16 protein-coding genes, 1 rRNA gene and 1 pseudogene are annotated in these 20038 nt (G+C 37.5%); 15 read left to right on the forward strand and 3 right to left on the reverse strand.

The features are described 5' to 3' along the window. Positions 1–2 precede the first annotated feature (2 nt). The 14 genes and pseudogenes from DYQ05_RS11660 to rpsG all read left to right on the forward strand — a co-directional run bounded on the left by DYQ05_RS11660 (position 3) and on the right by rpsG (position 16648). Positions 3–1088, forward strand: coding sequence for an ABC transporter ATP-binding protein (locus DYQ05_RS11660; protein WP_024468624.1), 1086 nt, complete (start codon positions 3–5; stop codon positions 1086–1088). A 73-nt stretch (positions 1089–1161) separates the two neighbouring features. Then, positions 1162–2784, forward strand: a complete 1623-nt coding sequence (malQ, locus tag DYQ05_RS11665; protein ID WP_206183477.1) for a 4-alpha-glucanotransferase — start codon at positions 1162–1164, stop codon at positions 2782–2784. 156 nt (positions 2785–2940) lie between these two features. Then, positions 2941–4776, forward strand: a complete 1836-nt coding sequence (locus tag DYQ05_RS11670) for an ABC transporter ATP-binding protein (RefSeq protein WP_206183478.1) — start codon at positions 2941–2943, stop codon at positions 4774–4776. Further along, complete coding sequence (locus tag DYQ05_RS11675) at positions 4766–6568, forward strand: ABC transporter ATP-binding protein (RefSeq protein WP_252723381.1); 1803 nt, start codon at positions 4766–4768, stop codon at positions 6566–6568. Before DYQ05_RS11670 ends, DYQ05_RS11675 begins: the two co-directional genes overlap by 11 nt. Before the next feature lie 223 nt (positions 6569–6791). After that, entirely contained in the window at positions 6792–7238 is a 447-nt protein-coding gene (gene rimP / locus DYQ05_RS11680) for a ribosome maturation factor RimP (protein ID WP_020966230.1), read from the forward strand. 17 nt (positions 7239–7255) lie between these two features. Then, positions 7256–8749, forward strand: a complete 1494-nt coding sequence (nusA, locus tag DYQ05_RS11685) for a transcription termination factor NusA (RefSeq protein WP_024467021.1) — start codon at positions 7256–7258, stop codon at positions 8747–8749. Positions 8750–8769: 20 nt separating this feature from the next. After that, positions 8770–11454, forward strand: a complete 2685-nt coding sequence (gene infB / locus DYQ05_RS11690) for a translation initiation factor IF-2 (protein WP_206183479.1) — start codon at positions 8770–8772, stop codon at positions 11452–11454. Then, entirely contained in the window at positions 11447–11827 is a 381-nt protein-coding gene (gene rbfA / locus DYQ05_RS11695) for a 30S ribosome-binding factor RbfA (protein WP_020966233.1), read from the forward strand. The genes infB and rbfA overlap by 8 nt, the downstream gene beginning before the upstream one ends. Positions 11828–11834: 7 nt before the next feature. After that, positions 11835–12845 carry a tRNA pseudouridine(55) synthase TruB gene (truB, locus tag DYQ05_RS11700; RefSeq protein ID WP_024468620.1) on the forward strand — a complete coding sequence of 337 codons (1011 nt, stop codon included), beginning with the start codon at positions 11835–11837 and terminating at the stop codon, positions 12843–12845. Between the two features lie 104 nt (positions 12846–12949). Then, positions 12950–13600 carry a CAP domain-containing protein gene (locus tag DYQ05_RS11705; RefSeq protein ID WP_206183480.1) on the forward strand — a complete coding sequence of 217 codons (651 nt, stop codon included), beginning with the start codon at positions 12950–12952 and terminating at the stop codon, positions 13598–13600. A gap of 88 nt (positions 13601–13688) precedes the next feature. Continuing rightward, positions 13689–14953: pseudogene (locus DYQ05_RS11710) on the forward strand (ABC transporter substrate-binding protein). An 11-nt stretch (positions 14954–14964) separates the two neighbouring features. Continuing rightward, a complete protein-coding gene (locus DYQ05_RS11715) occupies positions 14965–15693 on the forward strand; it encodes a GTP-binding protein (RefSeq protein ID WP_206183481.1) in 729 nt (242 codons plus the stop codon). A 99-nt stretch (positions 15694–15792) separates the two neighbouring features. Continuing rightward, positions 15793–16167 carry a 30S ribosomal protein S12 gene (rpsL, locus tag DYQ05_RS11720; protein ID WP_020966238.1) on the forward strand — a complete coding sequence of 125 codons (375 nt, stop codon included), beginning with the start codon at positions 15793–15795 and terminating at the stop codon, positions 16165–16167. Positions 16168–16177: 10 nt separating this feature from the next. Further along, entirely contained in the window at positions 16178–16648 is a 471-nt protein-coding gene (gene rpsG / locus DYQ05_RS11725) for a 30S ribosomal protein S7 (protein WP_020966239.1), read from the forward strand. A gap of 91 nt (positions 16649–16739) precedes the next feature. On the opposite strand, the gene DYQ05_RS11730 is transcribed toward rpsG, so the two are convergent. Further along, positions 16740–17222, reverse strand: coding sequence for a C40 family peptidase (locus tag DYQ05_RS11730; protein ID WP_024465324.1), 483 nt, complete (start codon positions 17220–17222; stop codon positions 16740–16742). Between the two features lie 74 nt (positions 17223–17296). Here DYQ05_RS11730 and DYQ05_RS11735 point away from each other — a divergent pair, with 74 nt between their 5' ends. After that, positions 17297–19024 carry an AMP-binding protein gene (locus DYQ05_RS11735; RefSeq protein WP_206183482.1) on the forward strand — a complete coding sequence of 576 codons (1728 nt, stop codon included), beginning with the start codon at positions 17297–17299 and terminating at the stop codon, positions 19022–19024. A gap of 60 nt (positions 19025–19084) precedes the next feature. Here the strand turns inward: DYQ05_RS11735 and DYQ05_RS11740 are convergent, their stop codons facing one another. Both DYQ05_RS11740 and rrf read right to left on the reverse strand, forming a co-directional pair. After that, positions 19085–19801 carry a CPBP family intramembrane glutamic endopeptidase gene (locus DYQ05_RS11740; protein WP_206183483.1) on the reverse strand — a complete coding sequence of 239 codons (717 nt, stop codon included), beginning with the start codon at positions 19799–19801 and terminating at the stop codon, positions 19085–19087. Between the two features lie 124 nt (positions 19802–19925). Further along, positions 19926–20037, reverse strand: a 5S ribosomal RNA gene (rrf, locus tag DYQ05_RS11745). Position 20038 lies beyond the last annotated feature (1 nt).

Here is a 20038-nt window from a genome sequence, read left to right on the forward strand (position 1 = left end):
TTATGAAAGTCAGTTTAAAAGATGTCGGAAAAAAATATGAAGGAAGAGAAAATTTTACCATACGCCATATCAACTTGGAAATAGGCGATAAAGAATTTTGCGTTATTTTAGGGCCGTCAGGCTGCGGTAAATCCACCCTGCTTAGAATGATTGCAGGTTTAAATTCAATTACGGAAGGAGAGCTAATCTTCGGCGACAAGGTGGTAAACAAGGTAGCACCTAAAAACAGGCATATAGCAATGGTCTTTCAATCCTACGCCTTATACCCGCATTTAACGGTTTATGATAATATGGCATTTTCTTTAAAAATGAAAAAAGAAAAAAAAGAAATTATACACAATAGGGTTTTAGAAGCGGCAAAAATTTTACAAATAAGCGATAACCTGTATTCACGGCCGTCAGACCTTTCAGGCGGACAACGCCAGCGCGTAGCTTTAGGGAGGGCAATGGTCAGAAGACCGCGCGTATTTTTAATGGACGAACCTCTTTCAAACCTTGACGCAAAATTACGGGAACATATGCGAGTGGAATTGGTAAGATTGCACAAACAAATGGAAACAACTTCAATTTACGTAACTCATGACCAAACCGAAGCTATGACAATGGCAACAAAAATCGTTTTATTGAATAAGGGAAAAATTCAACAGGTAGGTAAGCCTGAAGAATTTTACAATAAACCGGCCAATCTTTTTACGGCACAATTTATAGGCTCTCCCACAATGAATATTTTTAAAGGCAGCATCGAAAACGGAGTCTTTGTAAACGATTCGGGTTTAATAAAAGTCGCTCCTAAAGAAGAAGACGCTAAACGGCTTAACTCTTATGAAGGGAAAAAAGTATACTTAGGCATAAGGTCGGAAAGATTCCTTGCTCAAAAAAGCGAACGAAATTCTTTTCATACAAAAATAGAGGTTATTGAAATGCTCGGGAAAGAAAAGCTATTATATACACGGCTCGATGACGGAACGGAATGCGTAATGAGCGAACCGGGTTATTTTGAATATGCGGTCGATGAAGTTCATAATTTTACATTCGATACGGAAGCTCTTCATTTTTTTGACGGAGAAACCTCGGAAAGAATAAATTAAACTCGGCAAAAGCACAGGCTGAATATTATTCAAAAATTAAAAGTTTTTAAAATATTTTTTTATTGGAGAAAAAATGAACAGAAAATCGGGAATACTTTTACATCTAACATCTCTTCCCAATGATGAAGGGATAGGAACGCTCGGAAAAGAAGCGTTTGAGTTTATAGATTGGCTAAGCCGAAACAAACTCGGCGTGTGGCAAATGCTTCCTATAGGGCCTACAGGATACGGAGATTCTCCTTATGCCTCCTTTTCCGCCTTTGCGGGAAATCCGTACTTAATAAGTTTTAATGTTTTACGCGAACAAGGCTTTTTGTCCGAAGAAGAATTAAACACATACAAAAATCTGACCGAAAAATCCTGCATACCTTCCGCAGTAAATTACGGCTTTATAAGCTATCATAAAACGGCTATGCTTAAAAAAGCGGCCGAAACCGTTTCGGAAAAAACAAAAGAAGATTTTAATTTAAAAAATAAAATAGAACAATTTTACAACGAAGAAAAATTTTGGCTTGATGATTTTGCCGTATTTACCGCAATAAAAGAATTTTACGACAAGAAAAATAACGAAGAAAACGGGTCTTCCGGAATTTGGAATACCTGCTGGGAAAAAAATCTTTCACTTTGCAATAAAGAAGCCGTAAAAAACTTTTCCGCTCTGCATTCAAAAGAAATAGAAATACATAAAATAATTCAGTTTTTATTTTATGCGCAATGGACCGAATTAAAACATTATGCGGAAAATAAAAATATAAAACTCATAGGCGATATTCCGATTTTTGCAGCTCTGGACTCCTCAGACGTTTGGGTAAACAGAAATCTTTTTATGCTGGACGAAAACGGCCGACCGACGGCTGTTGCGGGGGTACCGCCCGACTTTTTTACTGCAATAGGACAACTTTGGGGAAATCCGCTTTATGATTGGGAAGCTATGAAAGCGGACGGCTATCTTTGGTGGAAAAAACGCATACGTCAAATGCTTAAACTTTTTGACATAATCCGCATTGACCATTTTCGCGGGTTTGAAGCCTTTTGGTCAATTCCGCCTGATGCGCCTAATGCGGTTTCCGGAAAATGGGTTAAGGGACCTGACCATCATTTTTTTGAAGAAATACAAAAAGATTTATATGATTTAAATTCGGAATACAAAAACAGGCTTCCGATAATAGCCGAAGATTTAGGAGTAATTACCGATGAGGTAATACGGCTAAGAGACGATTTTAATTTTCCCGGAATGAAGATTTTACAATTCGCCTTTGATGTAAATGAAAAACAAAGAGGAAAACTTTTAAACCCGTATTTACCGCATAATATGCCGGCAAATTGTATCGCTTACACAGGCACTCACGACAATGACACTCTCATAGGCTGGATTGAAAATTCTTCCGAAGAACAGCTTGCCCTCGTTTATTCTTATATTACGGGAATTCCGGTTGACGGTGAATTATACGGAAAATTAAAAAGCGATGATATTAAAAAAGAGCTGTGCAGCGCTATGGTAAAACTTTGTTTTTCCTCCCCGGCCGAACTTGCAATTGTACAAATGCAGGATATTCTGCTTGCAGGAAAAGAAGCGAGAATGAATTCTCCCAATACATTGGGAATAAATTGGCAATGGCGTATGGAAAGCTATTACTGCACAAACGGAATCACGGATAAACTGATATTTTGGAATATGCTGTACGGAAGAGATTAATCTTCTTAAAAACTCTTATATTTTAAATTTTTTGTAAAGTTATCGGGCACCTTGATTTTTTTAAGGTGCTCTATTTATAAATAAATAATTCGGACTTTACATATCCTAACATATATGTTATAATTAACCTACAAAATGTTTAGGAGGGCTTAATTTATGAAAGAAGAGATTAAAACTCACGGAATTTTAAGCAATATCCTGTTTTATGCAAAAATATGGGTTAAGGTTTTCCCTATAGGTCTTATTATTCTTACAGCTTCCGTCCCGCTGCGTATTCTGCAAATTTACGAAACCATACGAATCCCCCGTATTATTATTGCGGGAATTGAAACCTCCTCCGAGCCTAAAACCGTTCTTATGTCCGTTATATTTGCGGCCCTAATTATTACCGCTTTAAAAATAATTTTACAAGTATTTGAAACTTCGATGATGGCATTAGGCTCAAGACCTCTTTTTTATCTTTATACCGTACCGATAAACGAAAAAATGTTTAATATGCGCTATCAAACCCTAATTTCGGAAGAAGTACAAACAAAGTTAATAAAAGTAAAAAATATTGTAATGAGCGGAAGTAACGGAGGTCCCTTCCATTTTTTAGCATTTAATCTTTCATTTTTTTTAACCGCCGTAACGGGCTTAATTATATTCAGCCCCGGCATTATTAAAATCGACATTATTCTCCTAATCATAATATTAGTATCCGGCTTATTTAACTTACTTTACGGAATATATACGGGAAAATACACACGTAAAAATATGAATGACAGAGCGGCGGATGAAAAAAAAGAAAACTATATTATTCAAACCGCTGAGGACAAACTTTTTTCCAAAGATATCAGAATGTACAATATGAAAAGCTGGCTTATTGAAAATTTTAAAACATACCATGAAAAGCATTCCGCATATTTAAAAAAAGAAACTCTCGTTAAAATAGGAGGAAAGATTTTAAATGCGCTAACCGTATTTACCCGCGATATTTTTGCATACATTTATTTAATTTATAAATTAAGTACCGGAGTAATCGCAATTTCCGAGTTTGTTTTTCTCATTGCACTTGTTATGGAATTTTCAAAATGGATGGACGCAATTGTTTTACAAATAAACAATTTAATTGTTTTCAGCGCTCAAGCCGACCACATAAGAGATTTCCTTGAAACCAAAGATAAATATTCGGAAGGCTCCTTACTTGAAAATGCCGTAAGCGGAAAACCTTCCATCGAATTCAACAACATCTCTTACCGCTATTCCGAAAAAAGCGCTTGGATTTTTAAAAACTTTAATTTAAAAATAAATCCGGGCGAAAAACTTGCTCTTGTAGGAGTCAACGGTGCGGGAAAAACAACTTTAATGCATCTTTTAATGGGTTTACTTGAACCTGTAGAAGGGGAAATTTTAATTGACGGAAAACCGGCATCGTCTTTTAAAAAAACGGAATACTACAGTTTATTTTCACCGGTATTTCAGGATATAAATATTTTCCCCGAAACAATTTCGGCAAATATCGCCGGCAGTGAAACCTTTGACGAACAAAAATTAAACGATGCAATTATAACGAGCGGTTTAGCCGAAACCGTTAAATCTCTTCCCCACGGCAAAGAAACTTTTCTTATTAAAACAAGCCGGGACGAGGCGATAGACTTATCCGGAGGTCAAAACCAAAGAATGCTCCTTGCACGCGCATTGTACAAAAACGCCAAGATAAATATTCTTGATGAACCTACAGCGGCTCTCGACCCGATTGCGGAAAGCCGTATCTATGAAGAATACGACTCTATGAGCAAAGATAAAACCTCCATTTTTATTTCACACCGTTTAGCTTCCACAAGATTTTGTAACCGTATTATATTTTTGGAATACGGGAAAATTATAGAAGAAGGCTCTCATGACGAATTGATGAGCCGGAGCTCAAAATACCGCGAAATGTATGAAATCCAAAGCAAATATTACCAAGAAGAAAAAGAAGAATTAAAAGGAGAAAATAATGATAATTAAGCGTTTTTTTAAAATGATTGTTTATTGCGAAACAACGGAGAAAATGTGTTTATTAAACAGTATCTTTTTTTACCTTATCGAAGCCGTACGCCCTTTTTTTATATTGTATTTATCAAAGATAATTATCGAAGCTGTTATACAAAAAACCGCAATGGAAAAAATTTTACCCGATACCGTATTCCTATTGGCGGCATTTATGCTCTTATCCGTTATTTCAGGAATTTTTGAAAACAGAGCGGAATACAGACTAAAACGTTTTTTAAAAAAACATAATATGAAAAAAGCCTTAAACCTTTTAAATTTAAATTATGAATTTACCGAAAAAAACAAATTACAAAATGAGCTTACTTCAATTAAACAACTTGAAAGATTTTTAGTATTTTATCCCAACGATTTTATTAAAAAAACGGGAATGCTTATAGGAGGAATTACCGGCGCGGGAGTCGCCCTTTATTTTGCAAAAAAACTTTTTAACGGTCAGGGCTTCGGAAATATTTCCGGCTTTGCAATCAATATTATCTTTTTAGTCATACTTATAACTTCTTCTATAATTACTTTTTTTTCGGCAAACTATATTTACAAAAAATTCGGAGAACATATTTCAGAAAAAACAAAAAAAACTTACCGTTATCTAAATACCTTTCTTACTTTAATTTACGATTATAAAACGGGAAAAGATATCAGACTTTACAATAACGACTTAGCTAAAAACTACAGCTTAAAATATCAGGCAATACAAAAAACTTCACACAACTTTATGGCTAAGTTTTTTTCAATAACGATAGGCGCGGAAAAAATTTTGGATGGGGCAATATTTTGTATCGTAGTTTTATTTGTAGGTGTAAAAGCCTTATACGGCTCCATTCCGTTAAGCGAAGTTTTCTTTTACATAGGCGTTTTAAATATTTTTTCATCTCAAATATACGAAGCTTCGGACGCAATAAACACAATTATTCCATCCGATAAATACAGAAAAATGCTTTTTAATTTTTACAATTTAAAAAATACAAAACCGGACGGAACCGTCATTCCCGAAAAAGAAAACGGTCTTTTATTCGAATTTAAAAATGTAAGTTTTAAATATCCCGACACTGAAAAATATGTTATTAAAAATCTCAATTTAACCTTAGATTTTAGAAAAAAACTTGCTCTTGTAGGAAAAAACGGCTCGGGAAAAAGTACCATTGTTAAACTTTTAATACGTTTATATGACCCGACGGAAGGCGAAATACTTTTAAACGGGATAAATATAAAAGAATATAATTATGAAGAATATATTAAAATTTTTTCAGTAGTGTTTCAGGACTTTAAATTACTTGCACTTACTGCCGGACAAAATATTGCAAGTGCGAATGAATATGATAAAGAACGTGCAACCGACGCCTTATTAAAAACGGGAATGAAAAAATTTTATGAAAAACACGGTCTTGACTCTTATTTATACCAAAACTTTGAAACGAACGGTATAGAAATTTCAGGCGGCGAAGCTCAAAAAATTGCAATGGCGCGGGCTATATACCATCAAGGAGATGTGTTTATTTTAGACGAACCGACCGCAGCCTTGGACCCTATTTCGGAAGCGGAAATTTATATGCACTTTGACGGCATAACGCTGAACAATACGGCGGTTTATATTTCCCATAGATTATCCTCGTGCAAATTTTGCGACAGAATTGCCGTTATGGATAACGGAAAACTGATTCAATACGGAAAGCATGATGAGCTTGTCGCCGACACAAGCGGAAAATATTATGAGCTATGGAATGCACAGGCTAAATATTACCGTAAATAAAAAGGCCGCCTTAAATTTTATGTCTTATAATCTTAAAGGTACAACCGTTATACATAATCGGGCAAATCAATACGGAATTCCTTAAATTACAGGTCTTTTCCCACTTGAATATATTTTAAATTTATGGTAATATTTCACGTAGAACATACAGAATATCCTTTAATTGCGGAGTCGTTCACACGGCTCCTTTTTTGTATACAAATCTTTTTTTTGGAGAAAAGAATTGGAATTTATTTTAAAAAAAGACATTCCGTATTTTTCAGATTGCGAACCGCTTGTAGAAAATTCGGGGTTTAAACTTGTAGATTTAAATGTTTTCAAAAGGCAAGACAGTTGGCAGGTAAAAGCGGTTATTAAGGGCGAAAAAGGCGTAAGCGTAAAGGATTGCGCTTCAATACATCGAATTTTACAAGCCCGTCTTGAAGCTATACTTTCATCTCAAGATGTTGTAATGGAAGTAAGCTCACCAGGAATAAACAGAGTTATAAAACGGTCTACCGAACTGTTTGCATTTAAAGGCGAACAGGCCGAGATTTGGGACTCAGCCATTACGGAATGGAGGCGCGGTATTTTAAAAGAAGTAACGGAAAAAAACGTAACTCTAACGGTAAATGACACGGATATTGTAATTCCGTATGAAAATATAAAAAAAGCAAGATGTAATCTTTAGGAAATAGGAGATAGTAAATGTCGATGGGGATAACAGAGGCAATTCAGGTATTTGCACAAGAAAAAGGAATAGATGACGATTTTGTTTTACATATTGTAGAGCAGGCTCTAAAAGCATCTTACAAAAAACAATTCGGAACGGATATTAATGCCGTATTTAACGGAGAAACGGGAAAAATTTATTCAAAAAAAACTATAGCGGAAACCGTTAAAAATCAAATTTTCGAAATAAGTTTGGAAGATGCAAAAAAACTTGCAGCCGACTGCGACATAGGAGATGAGCTTCTTGTAGAAGTGGACCCTAAAAATTTCGGAATCAATGCAGCCCGTGTAGGAATGCAAAGAGCAACCCAATGCTTGCGGGAAATGCAAAAAGATTCGCTTTATGCCGAATACAGTACAAAGGTAGGCGAAATTATAATAGGTTATTATCATCGTGAACGAAACGGTAATATTTATGTGGACTTAGGCAAGGTAGAAGGACTTTTACCGCAAAAATTTCAATCTCCGCGGGACCATTTCGGAAGAAATGCCGCCGCAGGCGAAGAAACCCGTATTAAAGCCCTTGTAAAAGAAGTAAAAAAACACAGACAGTCGAATATAGTGCAGCTGATTCTTTCAAGAACCGACAGTCAGTTCGTAAAAAGAATATTGGAACTTGAAGTACCGGAAATAGAAAGCGGTGTTGTAAAAATTCATCATATTGTCCGCGAAGCGGGATTCAGAACAAAACTTTCCGTTTCTTCCACAAGGGACGATGTAGACCCTGTCGGAGCTTGTGTAGGCGCAAAGGGAGCGAGAATTCAAGCGGTAATTGCCGAAATAGACGATGAAAAAATAGACGTTGTCCCATTTTCGGAAGACCCTAAAGTTTATATAAAAAACGCACTTTCACCGGCGGAAGTTTCAAAGGTAATCATCCTTGATGCGGAAAAAAGACTTGCTTTGGCAATAGTTGCCGAATCCCAATTATCGCTTGCAATAGGAAAACAGGGATTAAATGTAAGACTTGCAAACAGACTTGTAGACTGGAATATCGACGTAAAGACCGAAGAGCAATTTAAAGAAATGGATATTTATACCGATGCGATTAAGGCCGTAGAGGGCTTATTTGCGGAAGAAACCGAAGAAGACGACGAATATGAAGAAATTTCCGATGTTTCCGAACTTCCCGGTATTACGGAAGATATAGTTGCGGTTCTTCACAATAACGGAATAGAAGACGTTCAAGACCTGATAAATAAAGAAGATAATGAAATTAAAAATCTTGAGGGTATGACCGAAGATATGGCCGAAACTCTTCTCGATATTATTGCAAATGCGGTTGAAGTGGTAGAAGAAGATGAAGAGCGGGAAGAAAACACGGTAAATGAAAACGAAGAAATAGATATAGAAGAACATCAAGATGAAGAATTTGAGTGTCCCGAATGCGGACATCCGATTACAATAGATATGACAAAATGCCCGAATTGCGGTATAGAGCTTGCTTTTGAATACGAGGACGAAGAATAATTATAGGGGAAAAATAGTTTATGGCAGAAGATATTGAAAAAACAAACAAACCGGACGTAATTCTTAATAAAAAGAACAAACCTGTTTCCGAACAAAAAACGGAGCCTAAGAAAAAGGTTAGGGTTATTAAAAAACCTGTCTCTGAAAAACCGAAAAAACCCGAACAAAATGCGGAAGAAAAACTTTCGGCTTCAATATCTAAAGATATGCCTAAGCAGGTTGTTTCGGTAAAAAAAGCGGATTCTCAAACCGTAAAGCCCAAAGTCGACTCTACGAAAGACGGAGGAAAAGAAATTCAAAAAGCCGCACAGCAAGAAGAAGCCTTGCAGCAAAATCGGCCTCATTCCGAAAAACGGGAAGAACAAAAGCCTCAAACCGCTCAAACAGGAGAAGCTAAAAATAATCTTCCTCCGAAAAAAGAAGAAAAATCCGGAGCTCAGGTAAATACCGGCGCCCCGATAGATTTTTTGACAAAACGTCCTAATGTAAAAGCGGGAAACCTCGCCGATAACCCCCGAAAAAATCATCGGGACAGAGGCGACAGAAATACAGGCAAAAATCAGCACTTGGGCGGCCAGGGAAAAAGACGTGAAAGCAATTTTTCCGGAAGCCAGGCAAGAGCTTATTCGGACAGCAAAAAGCAAAACCGAAGCGGACAGGGTTTACAAAACAGAGGCGGAAAGCAGGACGGAAGAAGTCAGGGAAAACCGATGGGCTTCGCAGGCCAAAGACCCGCTCCGGCTCCCATACCTGTAGAAAAAAACAAGGGACAAAACAATAAAAAAGCATATACCAAGAAAAAGGAAATATACAGTAAAAAAGACAAAGAAGATGAATTTTTTGAAGAAAAGCTTTTAAACCAAAAGAAAAAGCAAAAAGAAAAAATTCATAATGTTCCGAAGCAAATAGAAATGATGGAAACCATTTCCGTCTCGGAATTGGCAAAGAAAATGAATTTAAAAGCCTCCGAGCTTATAGGCAAGTTAATGGGTATGGGAATGATGGTTACAATGAACCAATCCATAGATTACGATACCGCCGCAATTTTAGCTTCGGAATATGAATGCGATGTAAAAATAGTAAGTCTTTATGATGAAACCGTTATAGAAACAAAGGCTGATGAATTGGACGAGCTTCAACCGCGCCCTCCCGTAGTAACTATTATGGGTCACGTAGACCACGGAAAAACCAAAACCTTGGACGCTATCAGAAGTTCAAACGTAGCGGCAGGCGAATTCGGAGGAATTACTCAGCATATAGGCGCTTATACCGTCAATACCAAGGGAGGAAAAATAACCTTCCTTGATACGCCGGGACACGAAGCCTTTACGATGATGCGCGCACGCGGAGCGGAAATTACCGATATTGTAGTTTTGGTAGTAGCCGCCGATGACGGTGTTATGCCTCAAACCATAGAAGCTATAAACCATGCCCGCGCCGCAAAGGTTCCGATTATAGTTGCGGTAAATAAGGTGGATAAACCCGAAGCAAACATAGACAAGGTTAAAACACGCCTTTCGGAATTGGGCCTTATGCCCGAAGAATGGGGCGGAGATACGATGTTTGTAGAAATTTCCGCATTAAAAAAACAGGGAATTGACACCCTTCTTGAAACGATTTTACTGCAAGCGGAAGTGCTTGAGCTTAAAGCCAATTACGGCTGCAACGCCGAAGGAAAGGTTATAGAATCCAGAATCGACCACGGACGCGGGGTCGTAGCAACAATTATAGTTCAGCGCGGAACCCTGCGTACGGGAGACCCCTATGTGGCAGGTATTTATTCGGGAAGAGTAAGGGCTATTTTTAACGACCGCGGAGAAAAAATAGATGAGGCTTCACCCAGTATGCCCGTAGAAATTTTAGGACTTGAGGGAATGCCCAATGCCGGAGACCCCTTCCAAGTGACCGATTCGGAGCGGATTGCCCGACAAATTTCCGATAAAAGACAGGAACTTAAACGCTTTGAAGACTCCCGCAACGTTAAAAAGGTTACTTTGGATAATCTGTACGAAACAATTCACGAAGGCGAAGTTTTGGAGCTTAAAGTAATCATAAAAGGCGATGTGCAAGGTTCGGTTGAAGCCTTAAAACAATCGCTTGAAAAACTGTCCACTCCCGAAATAAGGTTAAACGTTATCCACGCTTCGGCGGGAGCAATTAACGATTCCGACGTTATGCTGGCGGCAGCCGACTCGAATGCAATTATCATAGGTTTTAACGTACGACCTACTCCGCAGGCAAAACTGTTGGCTGAACAGGAAAAAGTCGATATAAGAAAATACACCGTTATTTACACTGCGGTAAATGAAATCAAAGATGCAATGGAAGGAATGCTTTCACCGGACCTTAAAGAACAGGTTATAGGTACTGTGGAAGTTAGAAATACCTTTAAGGTTCCGAAAATCGGAAAAATTGCAGGCTGCTACGTTACGGACGGTACCGTTAAAAGAAACTGCACGGTTCACGTCATACGTGAAGGTATTGTTATTCACACGGGAAAAATTTCATCGCTCAAACGCTTTAAAGACGATGCAAAAGAGGTTGCCGCAGGTTTTGAATGCGGTATCTGTATCGAAGACTTTAATGATATTCAAGTTGACGACCAATTGGAAGTTATCGAAATAATCGAAATTGCCAGAAAACTGAGCGGAAGCGAAACATATAAGGCTCCTGAAATCCCGCAAGAGGAAATACATAATGAGTGAATTCAGATTGTCCCGTTTAGGCGAACAAATCAGAGAGGAAATTTCTTCTCTGATTGTTTCAAATAAAATAAAAGACCCGCGGGTTTTTTCCCTGCTTTCGGTAAACCGCGTAATAGTTTCCAAAGACCTTGCTTATGCAAAGGTTTATGTTTCAAGTTTTTTAGATGAACATAAAACAAAACAGGGCGTACGGGGTCTGGAAAATGCAGGCGGGTTTATACGCACTTATTTGGCAAAAAAATTACATATAAGACAATGCCCGGAGCTCAATTTTATTTTCGATACCAGTATAAAAGAAGGTATTGATATGGTAAACAAGCTGGAAAGCCTTGAAATTTCTCCCGCAGATTCCGATACGGAAAAGAGCTCTTAAAGCATAAATGCAAAAAAGAAACGGCTTTATTATTCCGTTTGCAAAGCAAACGGGACTTACAAGCTTTGCCTCTATGACTGCCGTAAAAAAAGCATTGGGAACAAAAAAAGTGGGCCACACCGGCACCCTCGATTCCTTTGCCGACGGTCTTTTGGTTTTGCTTTCCGATAAAATGACGCATCTTGCCGGCATAATTTCGGCGGGCAAAAAAAGCTATGAGGTTTGGGCGGAATTCGGAATACAAACATCAAGTCTGGATACTGAGGGCGAAATTATACGTACGGCCGAACTTCCGACCCTTTCGGCACTAGAAAAGGCAATACCCGAATTTATAGGAAAGATAGAACAAGTACCGCCCGAATTTTCCGCAATTAAAATAAACGGAAAAAGAGCTTCCGACAGAATAAGGCAGGGAGAACGGGTAGACTTAGCTCCGCGTCCGATTGAAATTTTCAATATCGGTTTAATAAACATAATCCCCTCACTTGACGGCAAGGTAAAATACGCAAGACTTTCGGTTGACTGCTCAAAGGGAACATATATCCGCTCCCTTGTCCGCGATTTAGCCGCCTTTATGAAAACTTGCGGTTATGTTAAAGCTCTTAGGCGAACTGAAGTCGGACCTTTTACCCTTGAAAAAGCCGCCGGCTTTACATTACTTCCCGATTTTTCACAGCTGCCTAAAACTTGGGAAATAAAAAGCGAAAACGGAGATTGCAAAAAAAATTATTCGGAACAAAAAGAACTTTCTGCGGAAGAAATCAAAAATAAAATATTAAACTTTACGCCTGATATTGCGGAAAAATTAAATTTAAAAAGTTTATTCATATCGGAAAAATACTTAAACGACTTTCATTGCGGAAAAAAAATAAAAATCGATTGGTTCACCTCTTTACAAAAAGAGCACGTTCTTCTTTTCCCTTCGGAAAAAGCCGCCGTTTTTTTTAACGGGCTTTACACGGGACTAATTTCAATGACGGAAAACGGCTTTAAATATGAAACCGTTATAAAGATATAAAATGCTTAATTAAGTTATAATTAACAGGACAGAACAAAGCCCCCTTGCACGAACAAAACAACAAATACTTGATTTATAATCAAAAAAAATCTATACTGAAAAATATGAAAAAACACATTTTATTTTTATGCACTTTTATGCTTATCTCATCGGTTATAAGCTGTAAATCAAGAGCAAATACATTCCCTGAAGAATCTTTATTGATAAAAGAGATTCTAAATGAATTAAATAAGGTTCGAAGCAATCCGAAAAAATATGCGGAAGAAGTTTTATCACCGCGAATAAAATATTTTGAAGATAAACTTTATAAAGCACCTGGTACAATCCCCATTATAACGAATGAAGGAGCTGCAGCGGTTAAAGAATGTATAAACGTTCTCAACAAAACATCTCCTATGGGAACACTGTCGCTTGAAAAAGGTTTATCTCTTGCCGCACAAATGCTTGCAGACGACCAGGCAAAAACGGGTCATATCGGGCATATCGGAAGCGACGGCTCAACGCCTGATAAAAGAATCGGCTTATACGGCAAATGGAGCATAACAATAGGTGAAAATTGCGCTTACGGACCTAAAACCGCTGAAGAAATAATTGCACAGCTTTTAATCGATGACGGAGTTCCTGACAGAGGGCATCGTATAAATATTTTAAATGAAAAATTTAAAAAAGTAGGTATAGGTTTTAATGATAAGGAAAAAGCTCCTTACGGGGCCGTTTCGGTAATGGACTTTGCGGGAGATTATATTTCTAAATAAAATTTTAAGCGAAAAAATTATTTTATCACTTACAATAAAATAACCGAACCGCGCAAATTGCCGATTTTAAATATTTAAGGAATAAGTTATGAACAATTATTTTAATCTTACGGACACGGTTTTTGAAGTTACGGAAAAATATCCGCAGCTCATTCCATATTTCGTAAAAAAAGGATTTACGCCGTTAAATAACCCCATTATGCGTAAAATGATGGGAAAAAAGATAAGCATAGAAAAAGCTCTTCTTTCAAAAAAACTTGATACGGAAAAATGTGAAGCTGAAATGTGCGCCGTAATTAAAACGGGAACCATAAATACTCTTACCGGGTTAAAAAAAACAGATATAAATTCAGCTGAAATGAAAGACGGCGGTAAAAGAAACATAAGAATTGAAGGAGTTTTACCTTGTCCCATTAAAATTCCTCTTTTGGAAAAATTTGAAGAATTTTATTCGGAATATAAAACGGAAAATGAAGAAAAACTTAAAACCGCCGATTATAAAATAACATACGATTTACGCTCCGCAAATTTAGGAATCGACTGGATTTGCGAACAGGTAAAAACAGGCAAAAAAGAAAATCTTCCGGATATTTTACTTTCCGCAGGTTTTGAGCTGTTTTTCGATAAAAACCTTATGGGCCGCTTTATTGAAGACGGTACATTTAATTGCAAAATAGAAAAAATGAATAAGGATTTTTGTAACGCCGATTTGGATTTACGCGACGGTAAAAACAACTATGCAATTATCGGAGCAGTTCCTGCAATTATGATTGTAAACACGGAAACCTTAAACGGACGAAAGCCTCCTGAAACTTGGCAGGACTTACTAAAAGACGAATTTGAAAATTCCGTTGCACTCCCCTTCCAAGATTTGGATTTATTTAATGCCGTTATCTTAACCGTTTACAAAATATTCGGAGATGAAGGAGTGCAAAAATTAGCCGGAGCTTGCGGCAAATTCTTACACCCGGCTCAAATGGTAAAAGGGAAAAAAGAAAGCGTACCGGCAATAAACATCGCTCCGTTCTTTTTTTCTAAGATGATAAAGGAAAATTCCGCATTAAAAGCGGTTTGGCCTAAAGACGGTGCAATCATCGCTCCGATTTTTATGCTTGTAAAAACCGAAAATGCCGAAATCACAAAACCCTTTGCCGATTTTTTCTTTCGGAAAAAACGGGAAACATTTTCGCACAAAGCGGATTTTTTCCTTCGACAAATCCCAATGTCAACAACAACCTTTCAGCGGATAAAAAATTTATATGGGTAGGCTGGGATTTTTTACACAACAACGACATCGGATTACTTTTAGAAAAATTACGTAAAGATTTTGAAACGGCTGCATTGCGGAAATAGCGGAGATAAAAATGAATTTAGCTGTAGTTTCGGGACCTCCTTCGTCCGGGAAAACAAGTATAATTTTAAAAACAATTGAAGCCCTCGATAAAACCGGAATTAAAACCGGAGTTGTAAAATTCGACTGCCTTTATACGGAAGACGATGAACTTTACAGACGGGCCGGAATCCCAGTTCAAAAAGGTATTTCCGGCTCGTTATGTCCCGACCATTTTTTCGTTTCCAATATCGAAGAAATCGTACAATGGGGAATTAAAGAAAAATTAAATCTTTTAATTACTGAATCGGCAGGGCTATGTAATAGATGCTCGCCTTACATAGAAAACATTTTGGGAGTATGCGTTATAGATAACCTTTCAGGAATTAATACTCCAAAAAAAATAGGACCGCTTTTAAAAAACGCCGATATAGTGGTAATAACAAAGGGGGATATAGTTTCCCAAGCCGAACGGGAAGTCTTCGCCGCAAGGATAAATACCGTAAACCCGCGGGCCGTAATTATGCATGTAAACGGTCTTACGGGACAAGGAGCGTTTGAACTTAGCACACTTTTGTTTGAAAAAAAACAAAACATAACAACCGTTCAGGGTATGGAATTACGTTTTCCAATGCCTGCAGCTCTTTGCTCGTATTGTCTTGGAGAAACAAGAATCGGAGATAATTTCCAGATGGGAAATGTCCGAAAAATAAAAATTGAAGAAAATCCGATTCCTCATGATACAACCCTAAATACTGATTAAACAAAAAAGGCCGTTGACATAAATAGCAATTTTATGATATAATCTAAATTCACGTATTATATTCCGTAGTGCTGACGGATAATTAAGGAGTTAAGGCTTATGCCTACAATTAATCAATTGATAAAAAAGGGACGCAAAACTGCCGCAAACAGAACAAAAAGTCCTGCATTGCAGTCTTGCCCCCAAAAACGAGGTGTCTGTACCGGCGTTAAAACGGTTACTCCCAAAAAGCCCAATTCGGCTTTAAGAAAGGTCGCCCGTGTACGCTTAAGCAACGGTATAGAAGTAACAGCCTATATTCCGGGTATCGGTCATAACCTTCAGGAACACTCGGTAGTTCTTGTAAGAGGCGGACGCGTTAAAGACCTTCCCGGTGTACGTTATCATATCGTACGAGGAACAAAAGACGCTCTCGGTGTAGAAGACAGAAAACGGGGCCGCTCCAAGTACGGAGCAAAAAGGCCTAAGGCTTAGGGGGTAAAAAATGGGTAGAGGAAAAGTTGCTGTAAGAAGACCCGCCGCTCCCGATACCAAGTACAACAGTGTTGTTGTAACCAAGTTTATCGGAAGAATGATGCTCTCGGGAAAAAAGAGCATTACAACAAGAATCATGTACGATTCTTTCGACAAAATTAAGGAAAAAACCGGCGAAGAACCGTTAGCCGTTTTTTCCAAGGCCTTGGACAATGTAAAGCCCGTAGTTGAAGTTAAATCGCGCCGTGTAGGAGGCGCTACATATCAAGTTCCTATGGATATTCCTGAAACGCGCCGTGAAGCTCTTGCTATGCGCTGGATTATAGGAGCGGCTCGAAAACGCAGCGGACATGAAATGTCCGAACGTTTGGCGGCAGAGCTTATCGATGCCTACAATAACACAGGAACGGCTTTTAAGAAAAAGGAAGAAGTTCACAGAATGGCGGAAGCTAATAAAGCGTTTGCACACTTTAGGTGGTAATAAAGCTTTCGATACAAAAGCAGTTTCGTGTAAAACGGAGCTGCTTTTTTTTAACAGCCTTAAAAAGCAACAATGCTTACATATTTAAAAACTAATTAAAAATTTCTTCTTTAGGAAGAATCCTTCCTGCAAAACGGTAACAATTTTTCCAATACTTTTCTTCTAATGAAGAAATTATAACGCCTATGGCAGGCCCCTGTGAGGCGGAATGAATAAATTCTCCTCCTCCTATATAAAGTCCTGCATGCGATATTTTTTCTCCCGCAGTTCCTGTAGTATTAAAAAACAGCAAATCGCCGGGCTGAATATCGCTATCTTCTATTCTTTCGGCAAAAGAAGCAATACCGGAAGCGCTTCTCGGTAAAGCAATTTTTACAGAATCCAAGGAAGCTCTGTAAATAAGCCCCGAACAGTCCATTCCGCCGCTATCCGCACAGGCATATTTATAAGGAGTTTTTAAATATTTATAAGCGGCATTTATAAAACTAAGACGCGGAGATTCAGGCGGTTGTTCCGAAAACAAATTTAATCCCGCGAACAAAACAATAAGCATATAAAAAATAATTTTTTTCATAATTTTTGCAACCTCTACCATATTATCGGGTCTAATATCGTGATATATTAGCACAATATTCTGAGAGGACTATAATGGCACAACTTAACAAAAAACCTTGGGCTTTTTTAGATGAATTTAGAGGAAAAAATTTTACGGGAGAGTGGCCTACCCTTCCTGAAATGTTTGAAATTACAGCGTCCCGCTACCCGGAACGTAACTGTCTTACCGTTTTTGAACCTGACCGTATCACCCTTTCATATTCTGAAACCTTAGAGGCAATAAAGAGACTTGCTTATTGGATGACGGAAAACGGGGCGGGAAAAGGAAAACATATTGCAGTTACGGGAAAAAACTCGCCTGAATGGGCAGTAGTGTATTTGGCATCTCTTTTTACCGGAGCTACAATCGTTCCTATAGATTACGGGCTCCATAATGAAGAAATCGAAGTTCTCTTAAAAACCGCAAAACCTATTCTCTTTTTCGTAGACGAAGAAAAATTTCCGCACTTCGAAGAAAAAGCAAAAACCGAAAACTATACAGGTAAACTTTTTTCTTTAAGCAGGACATATCAGGATATCTATATTTATAATTTAAAACCGGCTGGAACCCCTCAATTGGAAAAAGCGGAAGAAAACGATACGGCGGCAATTTTGTTTACCTCAGGTACTACAGGTAATCCGAAGGGTGTTGTTTTAACGCATAAGAATTTGGTTTCAGACTGCTACATCGCTCAATCTAATTTAAACATTTTTCATACGGATGTTTTTTATGCTCTTCTACCGCTGCACCATTCATATACAATGCTTGCCGTATTTATTGAAGCTCTTTCCGTAGGAGCGGAATTGGTATTCGGAAAAACTCTTGCGGTTTCAAAAATGCTTTCGGAGCTCAAACAGGGAAAAATTACTATGTTGTTGGGAGTTCCTCTTTTGTTTAATAAATTGCTTGCAGGAATTTTTAAGGGCATTAAAGCAAAAGGCATTATAGTATTCGGCATAATACGGGCAATGATGGGAATTTCGTATTTTATAAAAAAAGTTTTTAACATAAATGCAGGCAACAAGATGTTTCATTCAATATTGGATAAAGCAAGTTTAAGCTCGGTACGTATTGCAATTTGCGGCGGAGGACCTCTTGCACCGAAAGTTTTCAGAGCTTATAACGAATTCGGTATAGATTTTATCCAAGGTTACGGTCTGACGGAAACATCACCTATTATAGCCCTAAATCCTAAAGAACATTTTAAAATTAAAAGTGTAGGGCAATATTTTATCGGCTATATGGAAATGAAAATTCTTGACCCGGATGAAAAAGGTATAGGAGAGGTTGCCGTAAAAGGCCCGATGGTTATGCAAGGGTATTATAATATGCCTGAAGAAACCGCAAAGGTTCTTTCACCTGACGGTTGGTTCAGAACGGGAGACCTGGGCTGGCTTGATGATGAAGGATATCTATACCTCTGCGGCAGGGCTAAAAATTTGATTGTTACTGCAGGCGGAAAAAATGTCTTCCCCGAAGAAATAGAAAATATGTTCCAATTGTACTACAATGAAATTGAACAAATTACAGCCGTAGGTTATATAGGAACTGATGGTGAAGAAGTTGAGGCCTTAGTATATCCGGCTGAAGAACTTTATAAAAAGTTAAATGTAACCCGCGGAAGTAAAGACGGAGACAGTGCCGTCCAAACTGAAATTGACAAAATAATCGACGGTATAAACAAACGGCTTTTACCTTATCAGCGCATTACAAAAACGACTTATCTTACGGAACCGCTTGAGATGACTACAACAAAAAAAGTAAAACGTTTTAAAAAATAACCGAAATTTTGAAAAATAAAAAAGGGGCTTTTGCCCCTTTTTAAAATTCTATGCATTACCTTATGCATAATAAAAATAGCCTATCACCGATAGCCCCAGGATATCAGCGATTGCATGTGCAATAAAAAAGGGTAAAAGATTTTTAGGATTTGTTTTTTCATATAAAAAATAAAAAAGAATACCTAAAATAAGGCCTAACCCTACAGCAGTATATATTCCGTTATATGTATGAAAACTTATTCTTACTATCAGCGAATAAAGAAATGCCCATTTTTTGTATTTAGTCTGTACGGAAGTACAAATTCCCAGAAAAAATATTTCCTCATAAAAGCCGTTTAAAACAGCATAAAGAACCGTAGAAAATTTAATTCCGGAAATAACTTGCATAAATACGCCGGGAAAAACCAAATACGGAATATAGTAAACAAGTAAATTGTATATATCCATACACAACGATATAATTAAAAAAAACAATACGCCCCAAATAAAAGCCTTTATGGAAAATTTAACGGGCCAAGTTTTAAAATCGAATTTTCTAAATTTTAAATAAATAAAACCAAGCAATAAAAATATTAACTGTAGAAGCAAAGTAAAATAATTATCATAATCCGAAAAATCGGAGGCATTTTTAACCGGCATAACGTTTCCCGAAATTTCAGGCTGCACCATAAACGAAATCAAAAACGCCGTAGATGTATAAATTGCATACGCAAATAGAATAAATGTAAGAGCTCCTATATCATACCAACGCAATACGGTTAATTTTTCTTTTTTCATAAAACATATTCCTTTAAAATTTAATTGACACATTATACAATATTTTAAAAATATAAACAATCAATAAAATAAAAAAAACAGCAAGGATATAAAAATATATGGTTGCTGTTTTGAAATAAAAAAAGCCAGGCAACAACCTACTTTCCCGCATAATCTGCAGTATCATCGGCGTAAGAGAGCTTGACTTCCGTGTTCGGGATGGGAACGGGTATTACCTCTCCACTATGGTCACATGGC

The sequence above is a fragment of the Treponema pedis genome (genome assembly GCF_017161325.1).
GTDB lineage: Bacteria > Spirochaetota > Spirochaetia > Treponematales > Treponemataceae > Treponema_B > Treponema_B pedis.

What these genes read in the sequence shown, in the direction of transcription:
- infB (WP_206183479.1), top strand. Translation starts at nt 8,770, where the DNA reads ATGGCAGAAGATATTGAAAAAACAAACAAACCGGACGTAATTCTTAAT.
- DYQ05_RS11740 (WP_206183483.1), bottom strand. Translation starts at nt 19,801, where the DNA reads ATGAAAAAAGAAAAATTAACCGTATTGCGTTGGTATGATATAGGAGCT.
- DYQ05_RS11730 (WP_024465324.1), bottom strand. Translation starts at nt 17,222, where the DNA reads ATGAAAAAAATTATTTTTTATATGCTTATTGTTTTGTTCGCGGGATTA.
- DYQ05_RS11660 (WP_024468624.1), top strand. Translation starts at nt 3, where the DNA reads ATGAAAGTCAGTTTAAAAGATGTCGGAAAAAAATATGAAGGAAGAGAA.
- rbfA (WP_020966233.1), top strand. Translation starts at nt 11,447, where the DNA reads ATGAGTGAATTCAGATTGTCCCGTTTAGGCGAACAAATCAGAGAGGAA.
- rpsG (WP_020966239.1), top strand. Translation starts at nt 16,178, where the DNA reads ATGGGTAGAGGAAAAGTTGCTGTAAGAAGACCCGCCGCTCCCGATACC.
- nusA (WP_024467021.1), top strand. Translation starts at nt 7,256, where the DNA reads ATGTCGATGGGGATAACAGAGGCAATTCAGGTATTTGCACAAGAAAAA.
- DYQ05_RS11705 (WP_206183480.1), top strand. Translation starts at nt 12,950, where the DNA reads ATGAAAAAACACATTTTATTTTTATGCACTTTTATGCTTATCTCATCG.
- DYQ05_RS11735 (WP_206183482.1), top strand. Translation starts at nt 17,297, where the DNA reads ATGGCACAACTTAACAAAAAACCTTGGGCTTTTTTAGATGAATTTAGA.
- rpsL (WP_020966238.1), top strand. Translation starts at nt 15,793, where the DNA reads ATGCCTACAATTAATCAATTGATAAAAAAGGGACGCAAAACTGCCGCA.
- DYQ05_RS11675 (WP_252723381.1), top strand. Translation starts at nt 4,766, where the DNA reads ATGATAATTAAGCGTTTTTTTAAAATGATTGTTTATTGCGAAACAACG.
- truB (WP_024468620.1), top strand. Translation starts at nt 11,835, where the DNA reads ATGCAAAAAAGAAACGGCTTTATTATTCCGTTTGCAAAGCAAACGGGA.
- malQ (WP_206183477.1), top strand. Translation starts at nt 1,162, where the DNA reads ATGAACAGAAAATCGGGAATACTTTTACATCTAACATCTCTTCCCAAT.
- DYQ05_RS11670 (WP_206183478.1), top strand. Translation starts at nt 2,941, where the DNA reads ATGAAAGAAGAGATTAAAACTCACGGAATTTTAAGCAATATCCTGTTT.
- DYQ05_RS11715 (WP_206183481.1), top strand. Translation starts at nt 14,965, where the DNA reads ATGAATTTAGCTGTAGTTTCGGGACCTCCTTCGTCCGGGAAAACAAGT.